Below are 22,179 nucleotides of genomic sequence, written 5' to 3'. Positions count from 1 at the left end.
AGAGCGTTTATAAGATAGCCTGATGACGAGCAAAGCATCGAATACGCAAAGTGATTTGCTAATATTTTTAGTTAAATGTTGGATGTTATAGATGTATATACAGCAATAATGGAGTGCAAAGTTTCTCAATCCGGAAATAGATATAAGCTCAGTTTTTTAACAGCTAAAAGGCCCGGTTGAACGGCAAAGCCAGCACTATGCTGGCTTTGCCGTTCAACCGGGCCTTGCCTTATGGTAGCTTCTTGCTGGCTTAGTGCGTTAGCAAAACGCGCCGCGTGAGGGAACCGGTGGCGCCGTGGATGCGCACGATGTACATGCCGGCTGGTAATCCTTGCAAATTCACTTCTGATGTTGAGCCCAGAAAAGCCTGCTGCTTCACTACTTGGCCTAGCGGGCTCAGCACTTCCAACTGGCGGCTGCCAAAGCTGGCCGGTACCTCTACCCGGATTTGGCCGGTGGTTGGGTTAGGATAAAGCTGCCAAGCGCCGGCTGCCAGTGCAGAGCGGGTATTCAGGGCCTGCTGAGGACTGTAGCGCACTTGCGCAGCACTGGCCGCTGCCTGAAGCTGGGCGAGCGTGGGAGCGGCTACCACTGCCAGCGCAACCACCACCGAATCGGAGGGGGCCAACCAAGGCAATTTAGCGCCTACCACTTGGGCAATGTCGGTGCCATTGGTGAGGCCCGTAGTACGCTGACGAGTGCCATTGGCGAGCGTGGTCATCTTCTCGGCTCTGCTGAAGCCATCGGAAAGACGAACGAGACCAGTGGGAGCATTTACATCAATGGCGTAGGAGATAGGAGTGCCGCCACGCAGCCATTGTAGTCCTATATAAGCGTTCTGGCTATTCACATTGTAGGCATAGCTCAGGTTGCGTACCGAGTCCCAGGCCACTGCGTTGCGGATGTAGTCACCCAGGTCCCAGTCGGCAAACAGGCCGGCGTACAATGGCTTCAGCGTATCGGCCGTCACGTTCTTGATTACATACTCCAGCACCACATAGTCGCGGTGTGGGGCCTGCGCCCACGAGTAGCCGCGCTGACGAATCTGCACGCCTACGGTGCGGTTGCGGGTGGCGCTTGGCAGCGAGTCTTGCAGCAAACCGCAAGCCTCCTGGTCGGCCCGCAGGGTCTGGCGGTTCATAGTGGTTTGGGCCTGGGTGAAGAAATCGGTATCTATCCCGTTTCGGTCGTTGCGCAGGCGGCTGGAAACGCGCGTAGTGCCAGCGCCTACCATAATGCCGCCTTCGTAGATCAGGGAAGCCCCGCCCTGGTACCGCACGCCTTCCCCCTTCGTGGAGCCCAGTCCATCAACGCCCAAGCTGCCCCGGTGAGTAAGCGTGAGAGCCAAATTGCCAGCATTCAGCACCACGTATTCTGGGTTGATGAGCAACGTGGTGTATTGGTCTTGCTCGTAGCCGGTGGAAGGGTCGGAGAGCCGGTAGCGGATTGTAACGGACGTGTTAACCGGCGCCGCCGCCGCCACTTTCAGGCAGAAAGGAGCACTTGCATTGGATGCCCGGGACAGAGTAGCCACCGCGCCGGCCGTGAACGTACCGCGCTGCACCGTTAGGTAAGGCGAAAGAGAAGTAACCGTGAGGGTCAGGTTCTGGACGGGCTGAAGCAGGTTTTGCACTTCCACGGCCAGCCGGATGGTGTCGTTGAGCTGATAAATGGTTTTGCTGGGCGTGAACACGCGCTGCGTGATGCGCATGGCGTGCTGGTTGTCGCCCTGCACCGCCCGGAATACGTTCAGGCGGCCCGTGCCCAGCTTACCGGCGTAAGGCGTATTGCCCGGTAGGTTGTAGATGTTGTCGGTGGTAGCGCGCAGCTGCGCAATAACTTGCGCTGCGGTGAATTGCGGAAACCGCGCCCGCACCAGCGCCGCTGCTCCCGATACCAACGGTGCCGAGAAAGACGACCCCGTGGCCCGGATGTAGTCGGAGTCAGTGTCGCCCCAAGTGGTGTAAATGTTGTCGCCGGGAGCTACCAAGTCAATGCGGCGGCTATAGGTTGCACGGCTAGCCCGCACATCGTCGGCGCCGGTCCAGCCCACCGATAGTACGTGGTCGTAGCTGGCCGGGTAGAAGTCCAGCTCGGCGTTGGTGTTGCCGGCCGAGGCCACCAGCACCACGTCGTGGTTGATGGCGGCGTAGGTAATGGCATCCTGCTCGAACTGGGAACGGCCACCCGCGCTACCCCACGACATATTGATAACCTTGCAGCCGTGGTCGGCGGCGTACACAATGGCCTCGTAACCAGCGAAACTGCCCGTATTGGTGCTTGGGTAGATTTTCAGGGGCAGAAAACGGCAGTTGTAGCCCACGCCCGCAATACCCAGCCCATTGCCGACGCGACCCGCTGCGGCACCAGCCGTGTGCACCCCGTGCAGCGGCTGCGTCATGCCATTGGCGGCGGGGTTGTTGTCCCGGTCGGCAAAATCCCAGCCCCGGTAGTTGTCAACGAAGCCGTCGTTGTCGTTGTCGATACCGTCGGGTGGGTCTTGGTAGTTGCGCTGCCACTGCCCGGCCAGGTCTTGGTGCGAAAGGCGGAAACCGGTGTCGGTGATGCCAATCAGCACGGTGCTGTCGCCCTGGGTCAGGTTCCAGGCCTGGTAAGCTCGGATGTTCTTAAGGTGATACTGGCCGGTTGCCAGGGTTGAATCGGCTAGCGGGTCATTGGGCTGCGACAGGGGGGCGCGGTAGTACAGCGGCTCCACGTAGGTAAGCGTGCCAGTGCTGAGCAGGGCCTGCTGCACTTTGGCCAGAGGTGCCGCTTTATCCAGCCAAATCTGATAAATCAAGCGCAGATCCACAGCGCCGGGCTGCTCCGCATGCGGTGCTGAGGCGTGCGGAAACTTTTGCGTGATACGCGTTACGCCCATCCGGCGCAGCATATCGTTCAGGGCCGGCACGGCCACCCCGTCCGAAGAAGCTTGCGCCTGGAATTCGGGCTTGAGCTTGAATACCAGTGTGCCATCAAGCGTGGCAGGCTGATTGAAGTTATCAACGAAAGTTCCGGTTGCTATGGGAGCCGGATTGCTACCTGTTTGCTGGGCCTTGCCTGAAAAGGCAAAACAGGTGGCTACTGATAATAGTACTAATTTGAAGGAAGGTATAAGTTTACTCATAGCAGGCTGAAAAGGACAGTTAAACAGATGGTGATATTGTACTATTTAATAAAAAGTGCAATATCAATACTGTAAATCTAGCATGCTATAAATTGATAATACATCTATAAAGGCTATTTTTTACTGATAATCATTCTTAAATGATAAATTATACTGCTTGATTTATTTTATATTAAATGTATATACGCATGCAGTGAGTTAGGAGTTCGTCTACTAATGTAAAACTGCTGATGTCGGATATTAGGCACAATAGTTATAAATAGAGCTGTAGGAAACGATGCAAAAGCAGATGTTTGAATGGTTCGTTGCTGCCCGATTGTTGTATTTGATTGATTAGGATTATTGTAAGCTTCTATGTTGAATTGGAAATGCTATAGTTCACCATCTATTAGCCTTATAGCTTACCTAATAGGATGCCGATAAAGCAAAAGCGCCTGGCATACCCCTTTTCAGGGCTGCCAGGCGCTTCTGGGAAGCACGTATGGATTAGCTATTTAAGGCTATCTGCTGCGTGAGTAGCTACGAGAGGGGCGGGGGCGGCGGGGAACTGCCAGCGGGGCGGGAACGGTCGGCGGGGAGCGGAATGAATTCGGCGTTGTCGGTGGGGGGCAGGGCAATGCGGCCGGCTTGCCAGTCGGCTTTGGCCTGCTCAATCCGCTCTTTACGCGACGAAACGAAGTTCCACCAGATGTACCGCTCACCCAATGGTTCGCCGCCCAGCAGCATGAGTGTGGTAGGCTCACGGGCTACCAGTACGGGGTCGAGGCCGCGGGTGAACACCAGCAACTGCCCGGTGGTGTACGTACGGCCGCTCACCTCTACGCTGCCTTTTGCCACGTAAGCGCCGCGTTCCGGGTAGCCGGTGGGTAGACCGAAGCGGGCACCCGTTTGCAAAACTACGTGCAGGTAGAAGAGGGGTGAATGGGTTTTCACGTCGTTGCGCAACCCGAAAGCGTCGCCGGCAATCAGGCGCATCCACACGCCCTGGTCGGTGAAGATGGGCAGCTCTTGGGGCTGATAGTTGGTGAAGCTGGGCGCGTCTTCTTCGGCTGCTTCGGGTAAAGCCACCCAGGTCTGCACCATTTCCAGGGCGCCACCAGCCAGGGTGGCCGGGTCTTCGAACCGCTCGGAGTGCGCAATGCCGCGGCCGGCCGTCATCCAGTTTACCTCGCCCGGCCGAATTACTTGCTCTACGCCCAGACTATCCCGATGCACAACTTGTCCGCCAAACAGATAGCTGACCGTGGACAGGCCGATGTGCGGGTGCGGCAGCACATCCAGGGTGGGCATCAACTCGGGGGCCACTTGCACGGGGCCGGCGTGGTCCATGAAAATGAATGGGCCCAGCATCCGCCGCAACCGATACGGCAGAATCCGCCGCACCCCAAAACCATTGCCGATATCGGCAGGGCGCGCATCAATGATGAGGTCGAGCATAAGGGGAAGGAAAGTGAAGGCCGCAAAATAGCGGATTAAACCGGCAACGGGTTGAGCTGCGGCTGATTGCGCTGATGCCAGTAGGGGTACACCGGCGGGGTGGCACTCACCTTGTCGAGGCGGGCGACTTGCTCGGGTGTGAGGTGCCAGCCGACCGCGCCCAGGTTCTGGCGAAGCTGCTCTTCGTTGCGGGCTCCGAACACTAGGCTAGTGACTGTGGGGCGCTGCAACAGCCAGTTGAGGGCAACTTGGGCAACGGTTTTGCCGGTTTCCTCGGCCAACTCATCCAGCACGTCCACAATAGCAAATTGTAGCTCGTCGGGTACATCGGGGCCCTGGCCGCCGCCTTGTTGCAGGCGGCTGCTGTCCGGAATGGGCTGGCCGCGCCGCACTTTGCCGCTGAGCCGGCCACTCGCCAGCGGCGACCATACCACGGCACCCACGCCCTGGTCTTGCGCCAGCGGCATCAGCTCCCACTCATACTCCCGGTTGATAAGCGAGTAGTACACCTGATGCCCCACATACCGCGCCCAACCGTACCGCTCCGATACCGACAACGACTTCATCAGGTGCCAGCCCGAAAAGTTGGAACAGGCAATGTAGCGCACTTTGCCGCTCTGCACTAGGTCGTCGAGGGCGCGGAGGGTTTCCTGCACAGGCGTGTTGGCGTCGAAACCGTGCAGGTAGTACACGTCGATGTAGTCGGTTTTCAGGCGGCGTAGGCTGTCTTCGCAGGCTTTAAGCAGGTGCAGGCGGGACGAGCCGAAGTCGTTTGGGCCGTCGCCCATTGGGAAGGTGGCTTTGGTGCCGAGCAGGGCTTCGTGGCGGCGCCCGTCTAGTGCCTGCCCCAGGATTTCTTCGGCCAGCCCCTGCGAGTACACATTGGCCGTGTCGAAGAAGTTGACGCCCGCTTCCAGGCAGATTTCCAGCAGGCGGCGCGCTTCTGCCACGTCGGTGTTGCCCCAGGCCTTGAAAAATTCGTTGCCCCCGCCGAAGGTGGCCGTGCCAAAGCTCAGCACCGGCACGCGCAAACCCGAGGCGCCTAATTGTCTGTATTCCATAGTTGGTTTTCCAAGTGAGAAGAACAGACCCAGAACCGGCAACCAAGAGGTCTGGTTATGGTGGGGGCAAGCGGGCGGTGCCTGGCCGGCGGCTTACAAACTCAGCAGCTCCCGAAACCGCACCGACTGCTGGCGCGATACTTCCACCTCAGGCCCGCCCCGCAGCCGGATTTTCAGGGAGTTGCTGAACCAGGGCTCGATGCCTTCCACCCATTTCAGGTTGATAATTTGCTGGCGGTTCACCCGGAAGAACACCCGCGGGTCGAGGCGTTGCTCCAGGTGCTGCAAGGTGCGCGGAATCAGGGGGCGGTGCTCGTGGAAGTGGATTTGGGTGTAGCTGCCGTTGATTTCGAAAAGGCGAATGTCGGCGAGGCGCACAAACCAGCACTTCTCGCCGTCCTTCACAAACACCTGGTCGTGCTCGGTGAGGGGCGTGGCGGCTGGCTCCTCGGATACCGGTATTGGGGGGGGAGCTTCCGCGGAAACTGCCGGGCGCAGCTGGGTGCGGGCCTTGTCGAGGGCGGCCGCCAGCCGGTGCGCTTCAATGGGTTTGAGCAGATAATCGAGGGCGTTGACTTCAAAGGCCCGCAGCGCGTATTCGTCGTAGGCGGTGGTGAAGACTACGTGCGGGGCCGCTTCCAAGGACGCAAGCAACTCGAAGCCGGTTTCGCCGGGCATGTGAATATCGAGCAGCAACACGTCGGGCTGAAGCTCCTGGATGCGGGTGCGGGCTTCGGCGACGTGGCGGGCTTCGCCTACTACGGTTACGTCGGGGAAGGCTTGCAGCAGGTGGCGCAACTCGGTTCGGGCCAGGCGCGAGTCGTCAACGAGCAGGATATTCATAGATGTAAGAGAGCTAAGCTGTTCTGAGGTAAGGCCACTCCGGTAAAACTGGCGGTATTCCCAGTGTGTGGTCGATAGATAGTTTCCGCATATCACAACTAAAAAGGATGTCATTCCGAGCTTGCCGAGGAATCTCGCGTGCTGATGCTAGGTTAGCACTACAATGTCAGCACGCGAGATGCTTCGACTCTGCTCAGCATGACGTTCTGCCTCAGTGTACTGCTCACGCAGCCTAAGCAACTACCGCCGCTTGCACCGGCAATTGCAACTGCGCTACCACTGTATCGGCGGTGGTGGGGTCGTTGCTGATGGTGAGGGTGGCGGCGCGGCCGAAAAGCAGGGCTAGCCGTTCCTGGGCGTTGCGCAGGCCCACCCCGTTGTGGCCGGGCTGGGGCTGGTAGCGGCCCGTGTTGCGCACTATAATGTGCAGCTGCCCGGTAGCGGCATCGGGTTGGGCAGTGAGCTGAATAGTGCCGCCTTCGGGCCGGGGCGCAATGCCGTGCTTGATGGCGTTTTCAACCAGCAGCTGCAAGGTCATGGGCGGAATAAGCACGGATAGCGCCGCTGGGTCTACATCGAGTGAGTAGTGCAGGCGCTCCTCTAGCTGCATGGCTTCCAGCTCCAGATAGTGCCGCACAATTTCCAGCTCCCGGCGCAAAGGCACCCATTCGGCGCTATTGAGCTGGATGGAGTAGCGCAGCAAATCGGAGAGGTGCGTAATCATGGTGCGGGCGCGGGCCGGGTCTTCCATCACCAGCGCCCGGATGTTGTTGAGCCCGTTGAACATGAAATGCGGGTTGATTTGGGCCTTGAGGGTGCGCATTTCCGCTTCCTGTACCGCCGCCGCCAGCTTCCACTTGTCTACTTCGGCTTGCTTGTAACGATTGAAAAAGTGCCAGCCAAAGTAGAAGCCCGCCCACAGCCACAACATAAAATTGACGTTGAGGCAATAGCCCAGAAACTGCGCCCAGCCGTGCGGTTGACCATCGGGGCTGGGCCGCACCACCCAAATCAGCAGGGCCCAGATAATCAGCTGGCTCAGCACCGACAAGGTGGCATTCATTACCAGCAAACGGCCGAGCAGCGGCAGCAGGGGCAGTTGTTCCCAGCGGTTGGCCCGAATGTGGTAGCGCAACGCGTGCGTGAGAGCTGCTATGGGCAGCACAATGGCCGTAGTGATGAGCAGCAGCTCGCCGGAAAACCGCCCAAACACGGAAAACAAGAGCAGGTTAAAGGCAAAATAGAGCGTCCAGCCGAGTAGCTGCGCGCGCCAGTAGAGGCGGCTGGGCGGCGGAACAGATGCGTAGGAAAACATAGTGCTGCCCAAGTTACTCGGATTGCGCTGTTAGCAGCAGGTACACCTGCTCGTTCTGGCGGTAAGAAACATACAGCAAACCGCCTAATAGCATCAAAGCAGCCGCCACAAAACCCGGAATCAGGTACAGATTTGCCTCCGGAGTACGCAGCCCCAGCACCAAACAGCCCACCGCAATAACGCCCGCCATAATGGCGTACGGGGTGGCCTTGTAAAACCAGGCGTAGGGAAAGAAATGCGCCCCGGTGATGATGCCGTACGTCATGATAAACTGGGCGGGGTGCTTGCTGTATATGAACAGCAGGATGGGAAAATAGAACAGCTGCGCGAAATTCAGCCACAGCCCCAGGGGTTGCAGCGGGTTATGCGCAATAGTCCAGGTGGTGCCAAGCAGCTTAGAGAACAGCCACGCCAGCGGCAAGACTGCGGCACCCACAAAAAATGTAATAAACCCGTTCAGTGTCGGCGAGTTAGGCAGCGTCCAGACGAAGGCAATAGCAGCCCAAACGATGCTGGCGGCCAGTATGAAATCAAGCCCGTTTTTGGCTTTCACCGATAATTCGAGCTGTAGCTTGGCAAACTGCTTTTCGAGTAGCATAAGCAATGGAAGGGCACTGGTTATAGAGGCAGCACGCAAGGAAAGAAAAGCCTGCCAAGGCAACCTCAGCGCCTGCGCCAAGCTTGCCTCGACCAGCAAAAGGCAGCTTACTTTTTGGCCACGGCGTTCTGCTTCAAAAACGCGTCGGTCTGCGCGAAAAACCAAGTGGTGTCGTCGTACATCAGGAAGTGGCGGCCAGCTTCCGACATTTCGATGCGGTGCTTGGGGAGCTTGGCATATTGCTGCTCGAAGATGGCCTGGGTGCTGGCCTTGGTGGAGCCGTACTGCTGGTAAGCGGCCCAGGCACCCAGCACCAGCACCGGCTGCTGAATGCGGGCAATATCCTGGCGCAAATCGGTGGTGAACAGGTCGTACATGGCCTGCGCCACGGTGGGCATATCGGACGCCACGCTCCAGCGGGCCAGCTGCGTAACGCGGGCGGTGTCGGTTACCAGTGAAGCCGACATCTGGCGGGCATTGGCCATACTGTTTTTGCCCTGTCTCATCTGCTGGCGCATGCCTTCGGCCATGGGCCGGGCGCCTTCGGCCGTTTGGGTGGGGTTTTGCACGGCCGCCAGAAACGGCAACGAATCCACGATAACCAGCGGGCCGAGGGCGGCTGGCTCGGCAGTGCTCATCCACAGGGCCATGAATCCGCCCAGGCTATGGCCGACCACCACCGGCTTGTCGAGCTTCTGCGTTTTGACGTAGGCCAGCAGCTGGTCGCGCACGTTGAGCAACAGCTGATTGGTGCTGGCCGGGGCCGCGTTGCCGCCAAAGCCCGCCAACGACACAATGTGGCACTGGTACTGTTTCTGGTAGCGGGCCACCGTTTCGTCCCACACCGCGCCGGGGCAGGTGAGGCCCGGAATCAGCAGCATCGGCTGGCCTTTGCCCACCACGCGCACCGTGAAGTTGGGGTGCGCCGTTGGGTTGTCGGCAACTGCAACGAGTGGCAAGGAAGTGGCAGCTGCCGGAGCTGGCGCCGCGGCAAAGCTGGCACCGGCCAGTAGCAGGGCCGAGCAGAACGAGAAAGAGCGGAGGACGGTAACAAGTTTCATGGCAGTGAGGAGTAGCACAGGTGAAAGAATAGCCAAACCTACTGCCGCCCGCCGCCGCCGGAAACAGGATTTCGGGGAACGGTAAATCGGCGCCCTGAACTGCTTTAAACCCGCCCGAATGGCTGCGCCAGATTACCGCTGCCTGGCAAAAACGGCTACCTTAAAATTAAAAAAGACACCCCCTTCGGAGCGTCTTTTACTTGTAAAAACGAGGCGTATTGGCCGGAAACCGTATGGCTGGGCTTTAGAGAATGTTGCGCAAGTCATTGCGCAGGTTCTCGATGCCGTGCCAGATTTCGCCCCACACACTTTGGTCCTGGCTGTTGGCTTGCGCGTCGGCGGCAGGGGTTGGGCCGAGGCGCTCCGCCAATTTCAGCCGTTTGGCTTCCAGCATAGCAATGTGCTCGTGGTAGGTATGGTTGGCGCCCTCGGTGGTGGCATGAGCCCGGTTACGCAAGGTCTTGATTTTGCCATCCAGGTCTTCGAGCGACTGGCGCAGGTCTTTGTCGGAAAGGTGCTGGGGCACACGCACGTGTTCGGGGGCTGGAATAGTGGACATGGCAGGTGGGTGCTGAAGGTTGAAACGCTTATAGAATAAGATACAGCTTTTGTTGGGCAAAGGATACGCCGCGGCCGTAACACAAATACAATAGTTAAGTAATATACCTTCCCAGGTCTGGGGTGGGGTCTGGTGTACCTTTGAACGGTTATATTATATTTTACTCGTATGCCCCGCCTCTGCCTTTTGCTGCTTTTATTCCTGCTGTTACCCCCTGGCTTGCTAGCCCAAACGCTAGCAGCCAGCCGCTCCGCCACCACCGCCGTAGCCTCTCCCGAAACGCCTCCGAAACCCCCAGCTGCGCCCGAGGTGTACTTGGTGGCCGAGGAAATGCCCACCTTCCCTGGTGGCGCGGTGGCTTTTCAAAGATTCCTAAAAGCTAAAATAAAATACCCAGAGCAAGCAATACGGCTTAACTTATCAGGAAAAGTACACGTCAGCTTTGTAGTGGATGAGGAAGGCCGGATTCTAGACCCCAAAGTGGTAAAGGGGCTAGGCGGCGGCCTCGACGAAGAAGCGCTTCGCCTGGTTCGGATCATGCCCTGGTGGACGCCCGGCCGCGTGAACGGGCAGCCGGTACGGGTTGCTTACACGCTGCCGGTTGGTTTCAGGATGTTGGAATAGATAATGAAATAATTATACTTGATGTTGCTTTAATGAAAGGGCTGCTTAGGTGGATTCTGCTGCGCGGCACGGTGAAAAATTTCAAGTAGCGGCCCCGGTTTTTAAGCTGTATTTCATACCTCGCCTTGTCACTCAAACATGGGGGGTACGGCCAACTCCCGCGCTAAGGGAGCCGCCGCTGAGGCATACAGCAACGGCAACAACTCGTTAACGGCCGGCCCAAACTCCACCCGGTAGTCTTCGTGCAGCTTGCTGATTTGCTTGAGTACGTCGTGGGTGCGGCGGGCCAGGTGTTGGAGCAGCGGCTGGGTGGGGCCATGCAGCCGGGCCACCGCCTCGGGTTGGTGCCGGAAAATGTTGGTGAGCAAGCGTAATGTCAGCTCGATTTCGCCGGATGTGTCGCCGGTGATGCGGGCGTGGTAGGCGAGGCGGGCTTGTAGCTGCCGCACGATGTGCAGCAAATCGTTGGGCGTTTGGTGGTAGCCGCGCACGGGGTCGTCTATCAGGGTACGCAGCCGCTCCCGCCGGGCTTCCAGCGCATCATCTCCTTCCAGCAACCGGAACGTGAGCTGTTCGGTCAGCACGGCATCCTGCGCCACCAGCCGCGCCAGCAGCTGGTCTTTTTCTTTTTGCGGCAGGTTGAACAGGGCTTTGCGTAGGTCGGGCGAGAGGGTGGGCATGCTTTGGAAGGAGTTAGGAGCCAGGAGCTAGGAACTGGAAGCTAGCTCCCCTCCTTTTTTAAGGAGGGGTTGGGGGTGGTTATCTAGGATTAGAAAGCTAAAGCTAGTTGTCGTGCAACGATTTTACCACCCCCAACCCCTCCTTAAAAAAGGAGGGGAGCTAGCTTCCAGTTCCTCGCTTCTAGCTTCTCCTTAGTTTCTGGCTTCTAGCCTTAGCTTTTCTTTTTTGGCTTTGCTGATGCCTTGCTGTCGGCGGCGTAGGCCACGCGGTAAATCACGCCGTTGTCGTCGTCGGAGACCAGCAGGGAGCCGTCGGTGGCTTGCACGATGGCGCAGGGCCGCCCAAACTCCGACTTGCCATCTTCCACCAGCCAGCCGGTCACGAAATCCTCGAACTGCTGGGGCTGGCCTTGCTCGTTGAAGCGGACCCGTACAATCTTGTAGCCCGAGGGCTGCGCGCGGTTCCAGGAGCCGTGCATGGTTACAAAAGCGTCGTTCTGGTACTCTTTCGGAAACTGCTGGGCCTTATTGAACACCAGTCCCAGCGGGGCCGAATGCGCCTTGTAAAGTAAAAGCGGACGCACGGCTTTGGCGTCGAACTGCTCGTAGGTTTCACCCGATTTGGGCTTGTTGGCGGGGTAGGGCTTGCCATCGGCAATGATGCTGGGCCAGCCGTAGTTAGCGCCGGGCTTGAGCTGGTTGAACTCCTCCTGCTGGTCTTCGTCGCCGAGCCAGTCGATGCCGTGGTCCATGCCGAACAGGGCCTTGGTGGTGGGGTGCCAATCGAAGCCGATGGTGTTGCGCAGGCCGGTGGCGTACACGCGCCGCCCCGAGCCGTCGGTGCTGACTTCCAGCAGGGTAGCGTTTTCGGGGTTGTCTTCGTCGCAGGCGTTGCAGGTGCTGCCCACCGAGAGGTAGAGCTTGCCATCGGGCCCAAAATTGAGGGTGCGGTTGGCGTGCTGGCCGGCGTCGGGTAGGTCTTTGTACAGCGTTTTCAACTCACCGAGGGTACCGTCGGCTTTCACGTCGGCCACGTACAGCTCGCGCACGGCGGCCATGTACAGCTTGCCATCTTTGAGGGCGAGGCCATGCAGGTGTGGCTTCTGGGCTACCTGTTTGGTGGTTTCCACTTTGCCGTCTTTGTTGGCGTCGCGCAGCAGCGTTACGGTGCCTTTCACGCGGTTGCTCACGTACAGGTCGCCGTTTGGCGCTTGGGCCAGCATGCGGGGCATGTCGAGGTTTTCGGCGTATTTGCTGACGGTGAAGCCGGCTGGTGCTTTCAGGGCGGCTACTCGCTCGGGGGTGGCGGGTAGCTTTTTGGGCAAGTAGATGTTGCCCTGCATCTTGAACGGGGTGCCTTCGGGCGGTACGTTTTGGGCTATGGTAGAGAAACCTGCCAGGAAAGCAGTGGCTAGTAAAACAGTCGTTTTCATGAGGAGTGAGAAGCAGAAAAGGTGCTTCTGTTCAACTGCTTTTGCCGGGCTTAAGTTACGTTTGGGCTTCTAGCTGGCGCGATACTGCCGGTACAATCGAATGACGGAAAGCAGCGCCAGTAGGAGCAGCAAGAGAGTGGTGTTGCGCCAGTCGGGGTAGAAGAGTGGTGCGTACGTGGTAAAGTCAGATAGAGAATGAATCCATTCCTGAAAGCGTCCATGCCAATCTGATGTAGAAGCACTTATGGAGTTGTTATCAACTATACAGTTCCAAAGGGGAGCAGTATAATTATGCCAAGGGTATCTCTCTACAGGCTTGCTAGTAATAGCGTAAATAGTAGTCGGCTGATGCCGAATGTCAAGCCAGTAATGTACTCGGTTAGCAAGAGTATCAGCAGTGTTAAACTTGTCTAAAGTGTAAACTAAGCTGCGGTAGTGAGCTGGTGTATTAAAAAACACACGTACTCCTGAGTCTTCATAGTTGTTGTCTTTCAATTCTAATGTTGCTGCCGCTACTTGCTGATAGCTGAAGTAATCAGACCATAAATTGCCAGTAAAAGAAATGTTCTTCCAAGGTCGAAGCGTCGCTAATTCCAGCGGCGACATATACGAAGCTGGGATTACGAAGGCACCTTGAATGGGTAAGGGCTTCATTTCGTCGCGAAATGGCTTAAAGTCCACTGTTAGCTGAAATACACCTTGCTGGGGTTCCTGCATCTGCGGCAGCGTCGCGCAACCCAGCCACAACAGCCACGCCAGCGCCAACAGGCCCGGCGGGAACAGTAGCGGCCGACGGTGGCGGCGGGGCAGATAGAGCGTGTTAGTCATGGCCGAAGAGTATAGCTACTACACGTTGGTAGAAGACGAAATATTGTCTGGAATGGCAGGTAAATCCAACCCTAGCAGCTGATTTTCGGTTAGCAGCAACGAATCCTTTTGCTTGCCCAATGCCCTACCGTTACGCCGCGCCCCTGTTGCTGCTGCCTGCTTCCCTGTTTGCCCAAACCGCGCCGCCCGATACCACCCGCACCGTCCGCCTGCCCGAAGCCACCGTTACCGGCTACGGTCAGCAGCTGCCGCTGCGCCGCACCGCTGCCGCCGTGGGGGTGGTAGATGCCGCCACGTTTGAGCGGTTTCCACAAAACGCCCTCACCCAGGCCATCAACACGCTGCCCGGGGTGCGCCTGGAGGAGCGGGCCACCGCCAGCTACCGGCTTAGTGTGCGCGGCAGTACGCTCCGCTCGCCGTTTGGGGTGCGCAACGTAAAGGTGTACTACGAAGGCATTCCGTTCACCGAAGCCAGCGGCAGTACCAACCTCAACCTGCTCGACCCCAGCCAACTAGGCCGGTTGGAAGTGCTGAAAGGCCCGGCTGCCAGCGTGTACGGCGCCGGCACGGGCGGGGCGGTGCTGCTCGAAAACCGCCGCCCGGTAGCGGGCCAAACACGGGTGCAAACCGGCTTTACGGCGGGTTCCTACGGGTTGCGCCGCTACACCGTAGCCGCCGAAGCCGGCACGGCTACCGGCTACTTCCGGGCCCAGTATGCGCGCCAAACCCTCGACGGCTACCGGGAGCAAAGTGCCCTGCGCCGCACCGTGCTAACGTTGGATGGTGAATTTCGCACCTCCGAAAAGGGCACCCTAGCCCTGCACGGCCTGTATTCCGACCTCGACTATCAGATTCCGGGCAGCCTTACCCGGGCGCAGTTTGATGCCAACCCACGCCAGGCGCGGCCCAGCACCCCTACCGCGGCCGGCACCGTGGCGCAACAAGCCGGGTATGCCTCGCGCACGGTGTTGCTGGGAGCCACCTACGAGCACCGCTTCACCAACCGGCTGTCCAGCCGAACCACCCTCTACGGCACGGGCAGCACCATCGTCACGCCGTTTCTGGTGGATTTGGAGCGCAACACGCCGCTGGGCAGCGGGGGGCGCACCGTCGTGAATTACCGCACCTCCCTGGCCGGCCGGACCCTGCGCCTGCAAGGTGGCGCCGAGCTGCAAACCAGCTTCGAAAGCTCCCGCAACTACCAGAACCGCGGCGGCACCCCCGGCCCGCTGCGCTACGACGACGAAATCCGGACGCTCACCGGCTTCGGCTTTGCGCAAGCGGATTACGAGCTGCCCGCTGGGCTGCTGCTGACGGCCGGCGCCAGCTACAACCGCCTCCGCTACCGCATCAACCGCCTGACCGAGGCCGTAACGCCACCGCTGCAAGGCTACCAGACCGAACGGAATTTCCAGCCCCGGCTGGCGCCCCGGTTGGCGCTGCTTAAGGAGTTGACGCCGCAAGTATCGGTGTACGGTAGTGTGGGCAGTGGCTTCTCACCACCTACCGAAGAGGAAATCCGGCCTTCCAATGGGTCTATCAACACGGCGTTGCAGGCCGAGCGCGGCACCAGCTACGAAGTGGGCACGCGCGGCACACTTTTCAACCAGCGTCTGAAGTTCGATGTGGCCGCCTACAATTTCCGCCTGCGCGAAACCATCGTCACGCGCACCGACGAGTTGGGGACGCAGCTGTTCGCCAACTCCGGCAACACCCGCCAACGCGGCCTGGAAGCAGCGTTAAGCGGCTGGCTGTGGCAGCAGACGGAATTGGTGAGAGAGTATACGTATCCGATTGGACCTTCTGCTTCTGGTATTTTCCGGGAGGAAAAGGTAGTTGGTGGCGTACGCGCCTTTGCTAGCTACGCCTACAACCACTACCGTTTCGGGCGCTACGAGTCGGGCGGCAACAACTTCAGCGGTAACCGCCTCACCGGCACCGCGCCCCACACCCTCAGTGCCGGCCTCGATTTCAGCGAGTTGCACGGCTTCTACCTCAGCCCCACCACCAACCACCAGGCCCGTATCTTCCTCAACGATGCCAACACCGTATCGGCGCCGGGCTACTGGACGTTTGCCACCCGCGCGGGCTGGCGCCGCACCCTCGGCCAACTGGAGCTGGATATTTTCGGTGGCGTTGAAAACGCTACCAACCGCCGCTACTCCCTCGGCAACGACCTCAACGCCTTCGGGAGCCGCTACTTCCAACCCGCGCCCGGCCGCAACTACTACGGCGGCGCGCAAGTAGCGGTGAAGTGGTGAGATGGTGAGTCATAAAATAAGGCCGTCATGCTGAGCTTGTCGAAGCATGACGGCCTTCTGATTGAAAGTCTTTCAGGCTATTGCATCACCATCTCACAATTTCACCTTCTTCCCGGTGCGGGCGGCTTCGTAGATGGCCATGATGATGCGGATGTCTTTGAGGCCTTCTTCGCCGGGCGTTTTCGGCGTTTTGTTTTCCAGCACGCATTCGGCCATGTGGTCGAGCTCGGCGGCAAACTGGTTGCCTTCCTTGAGGCTCACTTTCATGTCGCCTTCCTTGGTCCCGATGGTCATGTTGTGCTCGTAGTAGTCGGTGGCGGGGTCTAGGTCGAGGAAGGCTTTGTCGCCGAACACCCGGTAGCGCTTTACCTCCTGTATGCTGTAAGAGCTGGTGCACGAGGCCAACACGCCGCTGGGGAAGCGTAGCGTGAAGTGAATGGTGTCTTCCACCTCCTTGAAACGCGGGTCGGATTTGTCGCTGAATTCCTGGGCGGTTACTTCGGTGGGCTCTTCGCCGGTGAGGTAGCGGGCGGCGTTCAGCGAGTAGACGCCAATGTCCATGAGCGAGCCGCCGCCGGCCAGCTTTTTCACTACGCGCCACGCTTCGGCGGGCTCCTCGGTGGGCTTTACAATGCGGCCGTGGTCGGCGGTAATCTGGCGCAGCTTGCCTAGCTCGCCCTTTTTGATGCGCGAAATGGCGTCGAGGTTGAAGGGCTCGAACTGGGCACGGTAGGCCACCATCAGCTTTTTGCCGGCCTTATTGCAGGCGTCAATCATCTTCTGGCAATCTTCCACCGACGTCGCCATCGGCTTCTCAGTCAGCACGTGCTTGCCGGCTTTGGCGGCCCGCAGCGTGTACTCCATATGCATGGAGGGCGGCAGCACGATGTACACCACATCCACGGCCGGATTGTCTTTGATGGAATCGAAATTCTGGTAATTGTAGATGTTTTTGGGGTCTACGCCATACTCGGCGGCCAGCTTTTTAGCCTTATCGGGCGAGCCGCTTACTAAGGCCGTGATGTTGGCGTGTTTGCAGTCTTTGAAGGCGGGCATCATCTGCTGGGTGGCAAACTTGCCGAGGCCCACGATGGCGAAGCCGAGTTTACGTTGGTTTTCGTTTTGCATAGCGGCCAGAGGTTCGGAGAAGGGCAGCGCGGCGGCGGGGCCGGCAACAGTGGCAACGGCCGCCGTAAGGCCCGCCTGCCGCAGAAACTGCCGGCGCGACTCGGTGGTGGAACTGGAAAGCATAGACAAGAAGTGGTTTCTCTTTGGCAGAACGGGCGGAAGGCGCTTCGCGTTATGGTCCAATGCCATGCAAAGCGCGCCCGCGCCGCGTACCGAGTAGGGTAGGCGGCGCGGGCGCGCTGCTAGAACCAAGTGCTAGGATACTCAGGTTACGGCCGGCAACAGCAGCACGGGCACCGGGCTGTGCAGTACCAATTGCGAGGAAACGCTATGGTTGAACATGTGCCCGAAGAAGCTCCGGCGCCGCGCAATAACCAGCAGCAAATCGGCCTGCTTATCGGTAAGCGCCTGCAAAATGCCTTCTGATGCTCGGCGGTTGCGCACCCCGTAGCCTTGCAGTAACGACGCCTCCGGAATCAGCCCGCTTTCCTGCACGCTGGCCACCGCGGGCTTGGTGTCGTCGCTGTGTTCGGGCTCGGCCACGTACGCCACCGTAACGTCGGGCGACAGCGCCGCTAGTAGCTGCTGGGCGCCCTCCGCTACCGGCGCGCTCAGTTGAAATACCTCCCCATCGGCAGCTACTACTACGTGCGCCGGCACTGCTGCCTGCTGCCCCATAGACACCACCAGCAATGGCAACGACACCGCCCGCAACAGGTTCAGGGAGGTGGTGGTTACCAGCTCGTCGGGGATTTTGGAGCTATCGGGTTTGCCCAGTACCAGCAGCAAGGGCTGATATTTTCCCATGGCTTGCTGCGTGGCTTCCGTAATACCCGCCACCGACGTTTCTACTGTGGTGGGGGAGGTTAGAGGCGCCGTGCGCTCGGCCAGGGCCGCCGCCACTTCGCCCTCACTCATGCGCTGAATGTAGCCATTAAACGCATCGGGGTCGAGCAGGCTTTCCCGGCGGATGTGCAGCAGCACCAGCGAAGCGCCAAGCTGGGTAGCCAGCTTGTCGGCGTAGGTAAGGGCCTGGTCGGCGGCGGGGGTGAAGTCGGTCAGAACGAGAAAACAGGCAGCCATAGAACAGCGAGTAACGGTTGATGCAGGTTTATACGCAGAACAAGATAGGGAAGCTGCACGCTGAAGCGAGTGGCAAAGCACCTGATTTATGTCAGGAAACCTGAAAAAGAAAAGCCTTCCGCACAATAGCAGAAGGCTTTTCTAATAGGCGCTGGTTGGTCTAGCGGTTGTTGTCGTCGATGGGGTTGTTGAAACCAGGATTGTTTAGCTCGTCGGTCATGCTGGAAGTGTCGGGGTCGGGGCCAGTAGTCGCACTATCGGTCGGGATGCCGGTGGTTTCGTCTTCCAGCCGCGCCGACGTATCGAGCGTGCCTTCTTCGTCTTTCTTGTAGCCGTACAGCTCTTCGCGGTGCTTGCGCTGCTCGTCGGTCAGGTTGGCACCCGATTTCGGGTCGAGGGCGGCGGCGGGGTCTTGGTTCGGTTCAGTCATTGCTTTAGTGCTTTAGTGTCTTAGTGCTTGGTGCGTAGTGCTTGGTGCATAGGTCGTTCAGCTGTAAAAGAGGAGTGAACGACCTATGCACTACGCACCAAGCACCAAGCACTAAATATTATTTGCCGGGGATGCCAGCGCCTTTATCGGGGCGCAGGGCGCTGAATTCGTCGGGGTTGTCGTTGCTGCCGTCGTTGGGGTTGCGGCGCTCCGAATCATCGGTTTCCGGCTCCGAGCCGGTGCTTTTATTGGCGGGCTCGTTGGTGGCCCAGTTGCGGGTACCACCGCCGTAGCGTGGGTCGTCCTTGGCCCAGCCTTCGCGCTGGTCGCGGTACTCTTCGTCTTCCACGTTGCGCACCTCCGTCGGGTTGAGGTTCTGTGCTACGCTACCGCGCTGGTTCGGGTCAGCGGTGCTGGGGGCCGCCTCACCGTCGGGGTTGGTGCCGGCTGGGCGGTCGGGCTGCTGGTTGGTTGGCTGCGAAGCTACGTGGCCAAAGTCGCCGTACTTAGGCGTGTCGGAGTGACTGGGCGTGGGTGCCGGGCTGGTGCTATGGGTGCCACGCTCAATGTTGTCGGGGTACTTGTTTGGCAGGTTGTTGGTGTCGTCGGTGTTGAGTGGGCTGTTGCCGTCGGAATCGGGAGTGGTATTCATGGGAAAGGAACTGAAAGGTAAGAGGTAGGAAGGGAGAGGGACATAGGCCCCGGACTGCATACGCAGGCTGGGCGGTACACGGTTAGGGTAGACGTAAAAAAGTTGAGTGGTGAGTTGAATAGCTTAATTATTGGTTGTTGAATTGCTGATTGGTGGCTGCACTCGTATGCACTGGCGTGTTGCCGCCTCCTTGTTACGGCACAACGCAGTCAGCACCATCGTAATCAACTCTTCACTATCACCACTCAACCAACCATGCCCGTTCCCATTCAGCACCATCCCGAAGACCAAGAATTCGTTGCTACCGTTGATGGCCACGAAGCCGAGCTAGCCTACAGCCAACCCGCCCCCGATACCATCGACTTCACCCACACTTTCGTTGACGAAGCCCTGCGCGGCAAAGGCGTCGGGGAGGCGTTGGCCAAAGAAGGCCTAACCTACGCCCGCGAAAAGAAGCTGCGCGTGGAAACCAGCTGCAAGTTCATGGCCGCCTACGTTAAGCGCCACCCCGAGTACCAAGACCTGTTGGCCTAGCCGCTGGCTACATTTCAACCGGCTGAAAAGTAACCGTAAACAAAAGCCCCGGCTTCCAATAGGAAACCGGGGCTTTTCAGTGAAGCGTATTCGGTGGCTTACGGCTGCACCGCCACGCGGCTGGTGTAGCGCACACCATTCACGGTCACGCGCAAGGAGTACAGACCGGCAGGCAGGTTGCGCACGTCCAGGGTGGCCGTGTCGGTGCCGGTTAGCGGCTGCTGTTGGGCAAGTACTTCCTGGCCCAGGGCGTTATAGAGGCGAATGTCAGCCGGGTGGCGGCCATTCAGGTTCAGCACCTGTACCTGCACGGCGGTAGCCGCCGGGTTGGGGTACACGGCAAGGCCCGAATTGAGGGGCGCATTTTTAGTGGAATTCACCACGCAGGCAGTGCTGGTATGGCTGCCTACGTTGGTGTACACATCGGTGCCCAGGGCCTGCCAGGTGGCGGCGGCGGTGCTCCAGCGCACTTCGCCGCGGGCCACAGTAGGCCGGCGTACCAGTGTGTTGTTGAGCGTAGAGCCGCCCGGAATCAGCCAAGCATTGCCGGCGGGCGTTTGGCCGGGCACCCCAATAACGTCAAGCGTATCGGTGCCATCGAACAGCACCAGGGAGTGCGGCCCGTTGAAAAAGCAGACGCTGGAAATCAAATCGGCCTGGGCCTGCACTACGGGCGAGGCCACGCCGGTATTGGCAATAACGTACACGTCGCCGGGGGCCAGCGTGCCGGTAAGGGTGGCGGTGGTGGTGGGGGTGCTGGCGCCGGGTGCAAACAAGGATACCCGAATGTCGCTCAGGCTGATAGGAGCAGGGCTGGGGTTGTAAATCTCCAGCACTTTGGTGTTGCCCACCGAGCCTTCCACGTACTCCGAAAAATACGGGTCAGTACAGGGCGAGCCGGCCGGCGCCTGGTCGTCGTTGAGGATGGTGAGCGTGTGGGTGCTTGGGGCCGCTAGCAGTACTGCCGCGTTGCTGGGCGTACCAAAGCGCAGCCGCACCGTTTCGTTGGGCTCGGGCGTGGTGTCGCCGTTGATGGTCACTGTCACGGTGCCGGTTTGCACGCCGCTGTTTGCCGCAAACGTCAACGTGGTGGTATTCAATAGGTAATCGGCTGCGGTGGCGGTGGTGTTAGCCGCATCTACGGTAACCGGCACCGTTACGCCGCCGGCCGGAATGTTGGCGGCCGTTACGTTTACGGTGTACGTGGTGGTGCCGGCGTTGCCTTCCGTAATCGAGCCCGAAACGGCTGCAAAGCGCACCGAAGGCGGCGTGCCGTCGTCGTTGGTGATGGTGAGTTCGTGGGTAGCCGGGCCCCCAATAGCGCCGCCGCTGCTTACGTTCTGGAGCGTGAGCACCACGGTTTCATCGGCTTCGGGCGTGGTGTCGCCGTTCACCGTTACGGTTACCGTCTGGCTGGTTTGGCCCGCGGCAAAGGTGAGTGTTTGGGGCGAGGTGAACGTGAAATCGGTAGGGGAGGTGGCCGTAGAGTTGGCCGCGTTGAGGCCCACTTGCACCGTGAGCGGCGTGGTAGCGGCACCCGTCAGCGTGACGGTGGCGGTGTAGGTGGTGGTGCCGGTGTTGCCTTCGGCTATGCTGCCGGTGGCGGTGGCAAACGAGAAGGTAGGCAGCACTTGAAACCCGAAAGCACGCCCTACTAGGTCAGGATAAGCAATGTAGGGGTTGAAGTTGCCCTGGCTTTTGGCCGTGCGCCGGTTCCGCTCCCGCTCGCGCGCATCCACTGGGTCGGCGAGGTGCCACTGGTAGAGCGTGTTCACGTCGGCCAGGGCCGTAATGGTGTCTTTGCCGGGGTCGAAAGCCTGGCCCTGGTGCATGGTGTAGAAGTAGAACGCCGCCCGCGCCAGGTTGCCCTTGTGGTCTTCGCGAGGCTCGAACTGGGTGTTGGTATCCTCGCTATACTCGTTGATGTTGGCAGTTGGGATGGTGGTCTGGCTTTGGGTGCCGCGCATCCATTTCAACGTCTGTGCGTCCGGAATTTCCGCAAACGGGTCGGAGCCCCGGTCGGAGTTCCAGGTGATGTAGGTCGGGAACAGGTGGTGAATGTCGGAGCGCATCCGTACCGTTTCGTTGAACCACGACTGCGGAATGGTATGCTCGCAGTTGATTTGGTTGACCACAGTAGTGCTGGTGCTCACCGAGTCGAGCGGGGTGGTTTCGGTGTAGCCCGAGTACACGCACACCACGCTGCCGTTCTGGTTGTCGATGTAGTTGTACATCTTGCCGCGGGCCACGTTGTAGCTCAGCACGGTGCGGCGGCCATCGTACCAGTTCTGGCGCAGCCATAGTTTCAGGGCTTGCCCTTGTAGCGAAACGGGTGGGGCCGGCGGCATTACCTGAGCCGAAGCGGCGAGGCTGCATACCGTCAGCGCCGCCCCCAGCATTCGAGCGAAAAAGTGTTTCATCAGCAAAAGCAATAGGTAAGAAAAACGTGGTTAAAGGTCGGGATTCTACGGCAATGGTTGGATGATGAGCAGGATAAATGGTAGTTGTGCCGGATTATTCACACG

At 59.2% G+C, this 22,179-nt stretch carries 19 protein-coding genes; 3 read left to right on the top strand and 16 right to left on the bottom strand.

The window, feature by feature from the left end; genetic code table 11:
* Positions 1-250: 250 nt before the first annotated feature.
* From J0X19_RS18585 to J0X19_RS18550, 8 genes are all read right to left on the bottom strand, one after another.
* The gene (locus J0X19_RS18585) at positions 251-3,127 is read right to left on the bottom strand and encodes a S8 family peptidase (RefSeq protein WP_206985924.1); all 2,877 of its coding nucleotides are present in this window, start codon (positions 3,125-3,127) and stop codon (positions 251-253) included.
* A gap of 519 nt (positions 3,128-3,646) precedes the next feature.
* Positions 3,647-4,564, bottom strand: coding sequence for a pirin family protein (locus J0X19_RS18580; protein ID WP_206985923.1), 918 nt, complete (start codon positions 4,562-4,564; stop codon positions 3,647-3,649).
* Positions 4,565-4,599: 35 nt separating this feature from the next.
* Positions 4,600-5,625 (bottom strand): aldo/keto reductase, encoded by a 1,026-nt coding sequence (locus J0X19_RS18575; RefSeq protein WP_206985922.1) that lies wholly within the window; start codon positions 5,623-5,625, stop codon positions 4,600-4,602.
* Positions 5,626-5,718: 93 nt separating this feature from the next.
* Positions 5,719-6,468: a LytR/AlgR family response regulator transcription factor gene (locus J0X19_RS18570; protein ID WP_206985921.1), complete on the bottom strand. Its 750-nt coding sequence runs from the start codon at positions 6,466-6,468 to the stop codon at positions 5,719-5,721.
* Positions 6,469-6,700: 232 nt separating this feature from the next.
* Positions 6,701-7,783, bottom strand: a complete 1,083-nt coding sequence (locus J0X19_RS18565; RefSeq protein WP_206985920.1) for a sensor histidine kinase — start codon at positions 7,781-7,783, stop codon at positions 6,701-6,703.
* A 13-nt stretch (positions 7,784-7,796) separates the two neighbouring features.
* Positions 7,797-8,381, bottom strand: coding sequence for a DUF7010 family protein (locus J0X19_RS18560; RefSeq protein WP_206985919.1), 585 nt, complete (start codon positions 8,379-8,381; stop codon positions 7,797-7,799).
* A gap of 107 nt (positions 8,382-8,488) precedes the next feature.
* The gene (locus tag J0X19_RS18555; protein WP_206985918.1) at positions 8,489-9,442 is read right to left on the bottom strand and encodes an alpha/beta fold hydrolase; all 954 of its coding nucleotides are present in this window, start codon (positions 9,440-9,442) and stop codon (positions 8,489-8,491) included.
* A gap of 244 nt (positions 9,443-9,686) precedes the next feature.
* Entirely contained in the window at positions 9,687-10,001 is a 315-nt protein-coding gene (locus J0X19_RS18550; RefSeq protein WP_206985917.1) for a hypothetical protein, read from the bottom strand.
* A 186-nt stretch (positions 10,002-10,187) separates the two neighbouring features.
* On the opposite strand from J0X19_RS18550, the gene J0X19_RS18545 reads away from it, so the two are divergent.
* Positions 10,188-10,625, top strand: coding sequence for an energy transducer TonB (locus tag J0X19_RS18545; protein WP_206985916.1), 438 nt, complete (start codon positions 10,188-10,190; stop codon positions 10,623-10,625).
* A gap of 128 nt (positions 10,626-10,753) precedes the next feature.
* On the opposite strand, the gene J0X19_RS18540 is transcribed toward J0X19_RS18545, so the two are convergent.
* The 3 genes from J0X19_RS18540 to J0X19_RS18530 form a co-directional block, all read right to left on the bottom strand.
* On the bottom strand, positions 10,754-11,305 hold the full coding sequence (locus J0X19_RS18540; RefSeq protein WP_206985915.1) for a hypothetical protein: 552 nt from the start codon (positions 11,303-11,305) through the stop codon (positions 10,754-10,756).
* 212 nt (positions 11,306-11,517) lie between these two features.
* Positions 11,518-12,738: a PQQ-dependent sugar dehydrogenase gene (locus tag J0X19_RS18535; protein WP_206985914.1), complete on the bottom strand. Its 1,221-nt coding sequence runs from the start codon at positions 12,736-12,738 to the stop codon at positions 11,518-11,520.
* A gap of 69 nt (positions 12,739-12,807) precedes the next feature.
* Complete coding sequence (locus tag J0X19_RS18530) at positions 12,808-13,566, bottom strand: hypothetical protein (protein ID WP_206985913.1); 759 nt, start codon at positions 13,564-13,566, stop codon at positions 12,808-12,810.
* A gap of 119 nt (positions 13,567-13,685) precedes the next feature.
* On the opposite strand from J0X19_RS18530, the gene J0X19_RS18525 reads away from it, so the two are divergent.
* Positions 13,686-15,827: a TonB-dependent receptor family protein gene (locus J0X19_RS18525; protein WP_206985912.1), complete on the top strand. Its 2,142-nt coding sequence runs from the start codon at positions 13,686-13,688 to the stop codon at positions 15,825-15,827.
* A 93-nt stretch (positions 15,828-15,920) separates the two neighbouring features.
* Here J0X19_RS18525 and J0X19_RS18520 read toward each other — a convergent pair whose 3' ends face one another.
* From J0X19_RS18520 to J0X19_RS18505, 4 genes are all read right to left on the bottom strand, one after another.
* Complete coding sequence (locus J0X19_RS18520) at positions 15,921-17,078, bottom strand: Gfo/Idh/MocA family oxidoreductase (protein WP_206985911.1); 1,158 nt, start codon at positions 17,076-17,078, stop codon at positions 15,921-15,923.
* A gap of 141 nt (positions 17,079-17,219) precedes the next feature.
* Entirely contained in the window at positions 17,220-18,038 is an 819-nt protein-coding gene (locus tag J0X19_RS18515; protein WP_206985910.1) for a universal stress protein, read from the bottom strand.
* A 160-nt stretch (positions 18,039-18,198) separates the two neighbouring features.
* A complete protein-coding gene (locus J0X19_RS18510) occupies positions 18,199-18,468 on the bottom strand; it encodes a hypothetical protein (RefSeq protein WP_206985909.1) in 270 nt (89 codons plus the stop codon).
* A 118-nt stretch (positions 18,469-18,586) separates the two neighbouring features.
* Positions 18,587-19,120 carry a hypothetical protein gene (locus J0X19_RS18505; RefSeq protein ID WP_206985908.1) on the bottom strand — a complete coding sequence of 178 codons (534 nt, stop codon included), beginning with the start codon at positions 19,118-19,120 and terminating at the stop codon, positions 18,587-18,589.
* A gap of 255 nt (positions 19,121-19,375) precedes the next feature.
* Between J0X19_RS18505 and J0X19_RS18500 the strand changes: the two genes are divergently transcribed.
* A complete protein-coding gene (locus tag J0X19_RS18500) occupies positions 19,376-19,654 on the top strand; it encodes a GNAT family N-acetyltransferase (RefSeq protein WP_206985907.1) in 279 nt (92 codons plus the stop codon).
* 98 nt (positions 19,655-19,752) lie between these two features.
* Here the strand turns inward: J0X19_RS18500 and J0X19_RS18495 are convergent, their stop codons facing one another.
* The gene (locus J0X19_RS18495) at positions 19,753-22,074 is read right to left on the bottom strand and encodes an endonuclease (protein ID WP_206985906.1); all 2,322 of its coding nucleotides are present in this window, start codon (positions 22,072-22,074) and stop codon (positions 19,753-19,755) included.
* Positions 22,075-22,179: the final 105 nt, after the last annotated feature.

It is taken from the genome of Hymenobacter telluris, from assembly GCF_017313265.1.
Classification (GTDB): Bacteria; Bacteroidota; Bacteroidia; order Cytophagales; family Hymenobacteraceae; genus Hymenobacter; species Hymenobacter telluris.
Note: the sequence above shows the minus strand (reverse complement) of the source record. Positions and strands in the feature narration are given on the sequence as shown.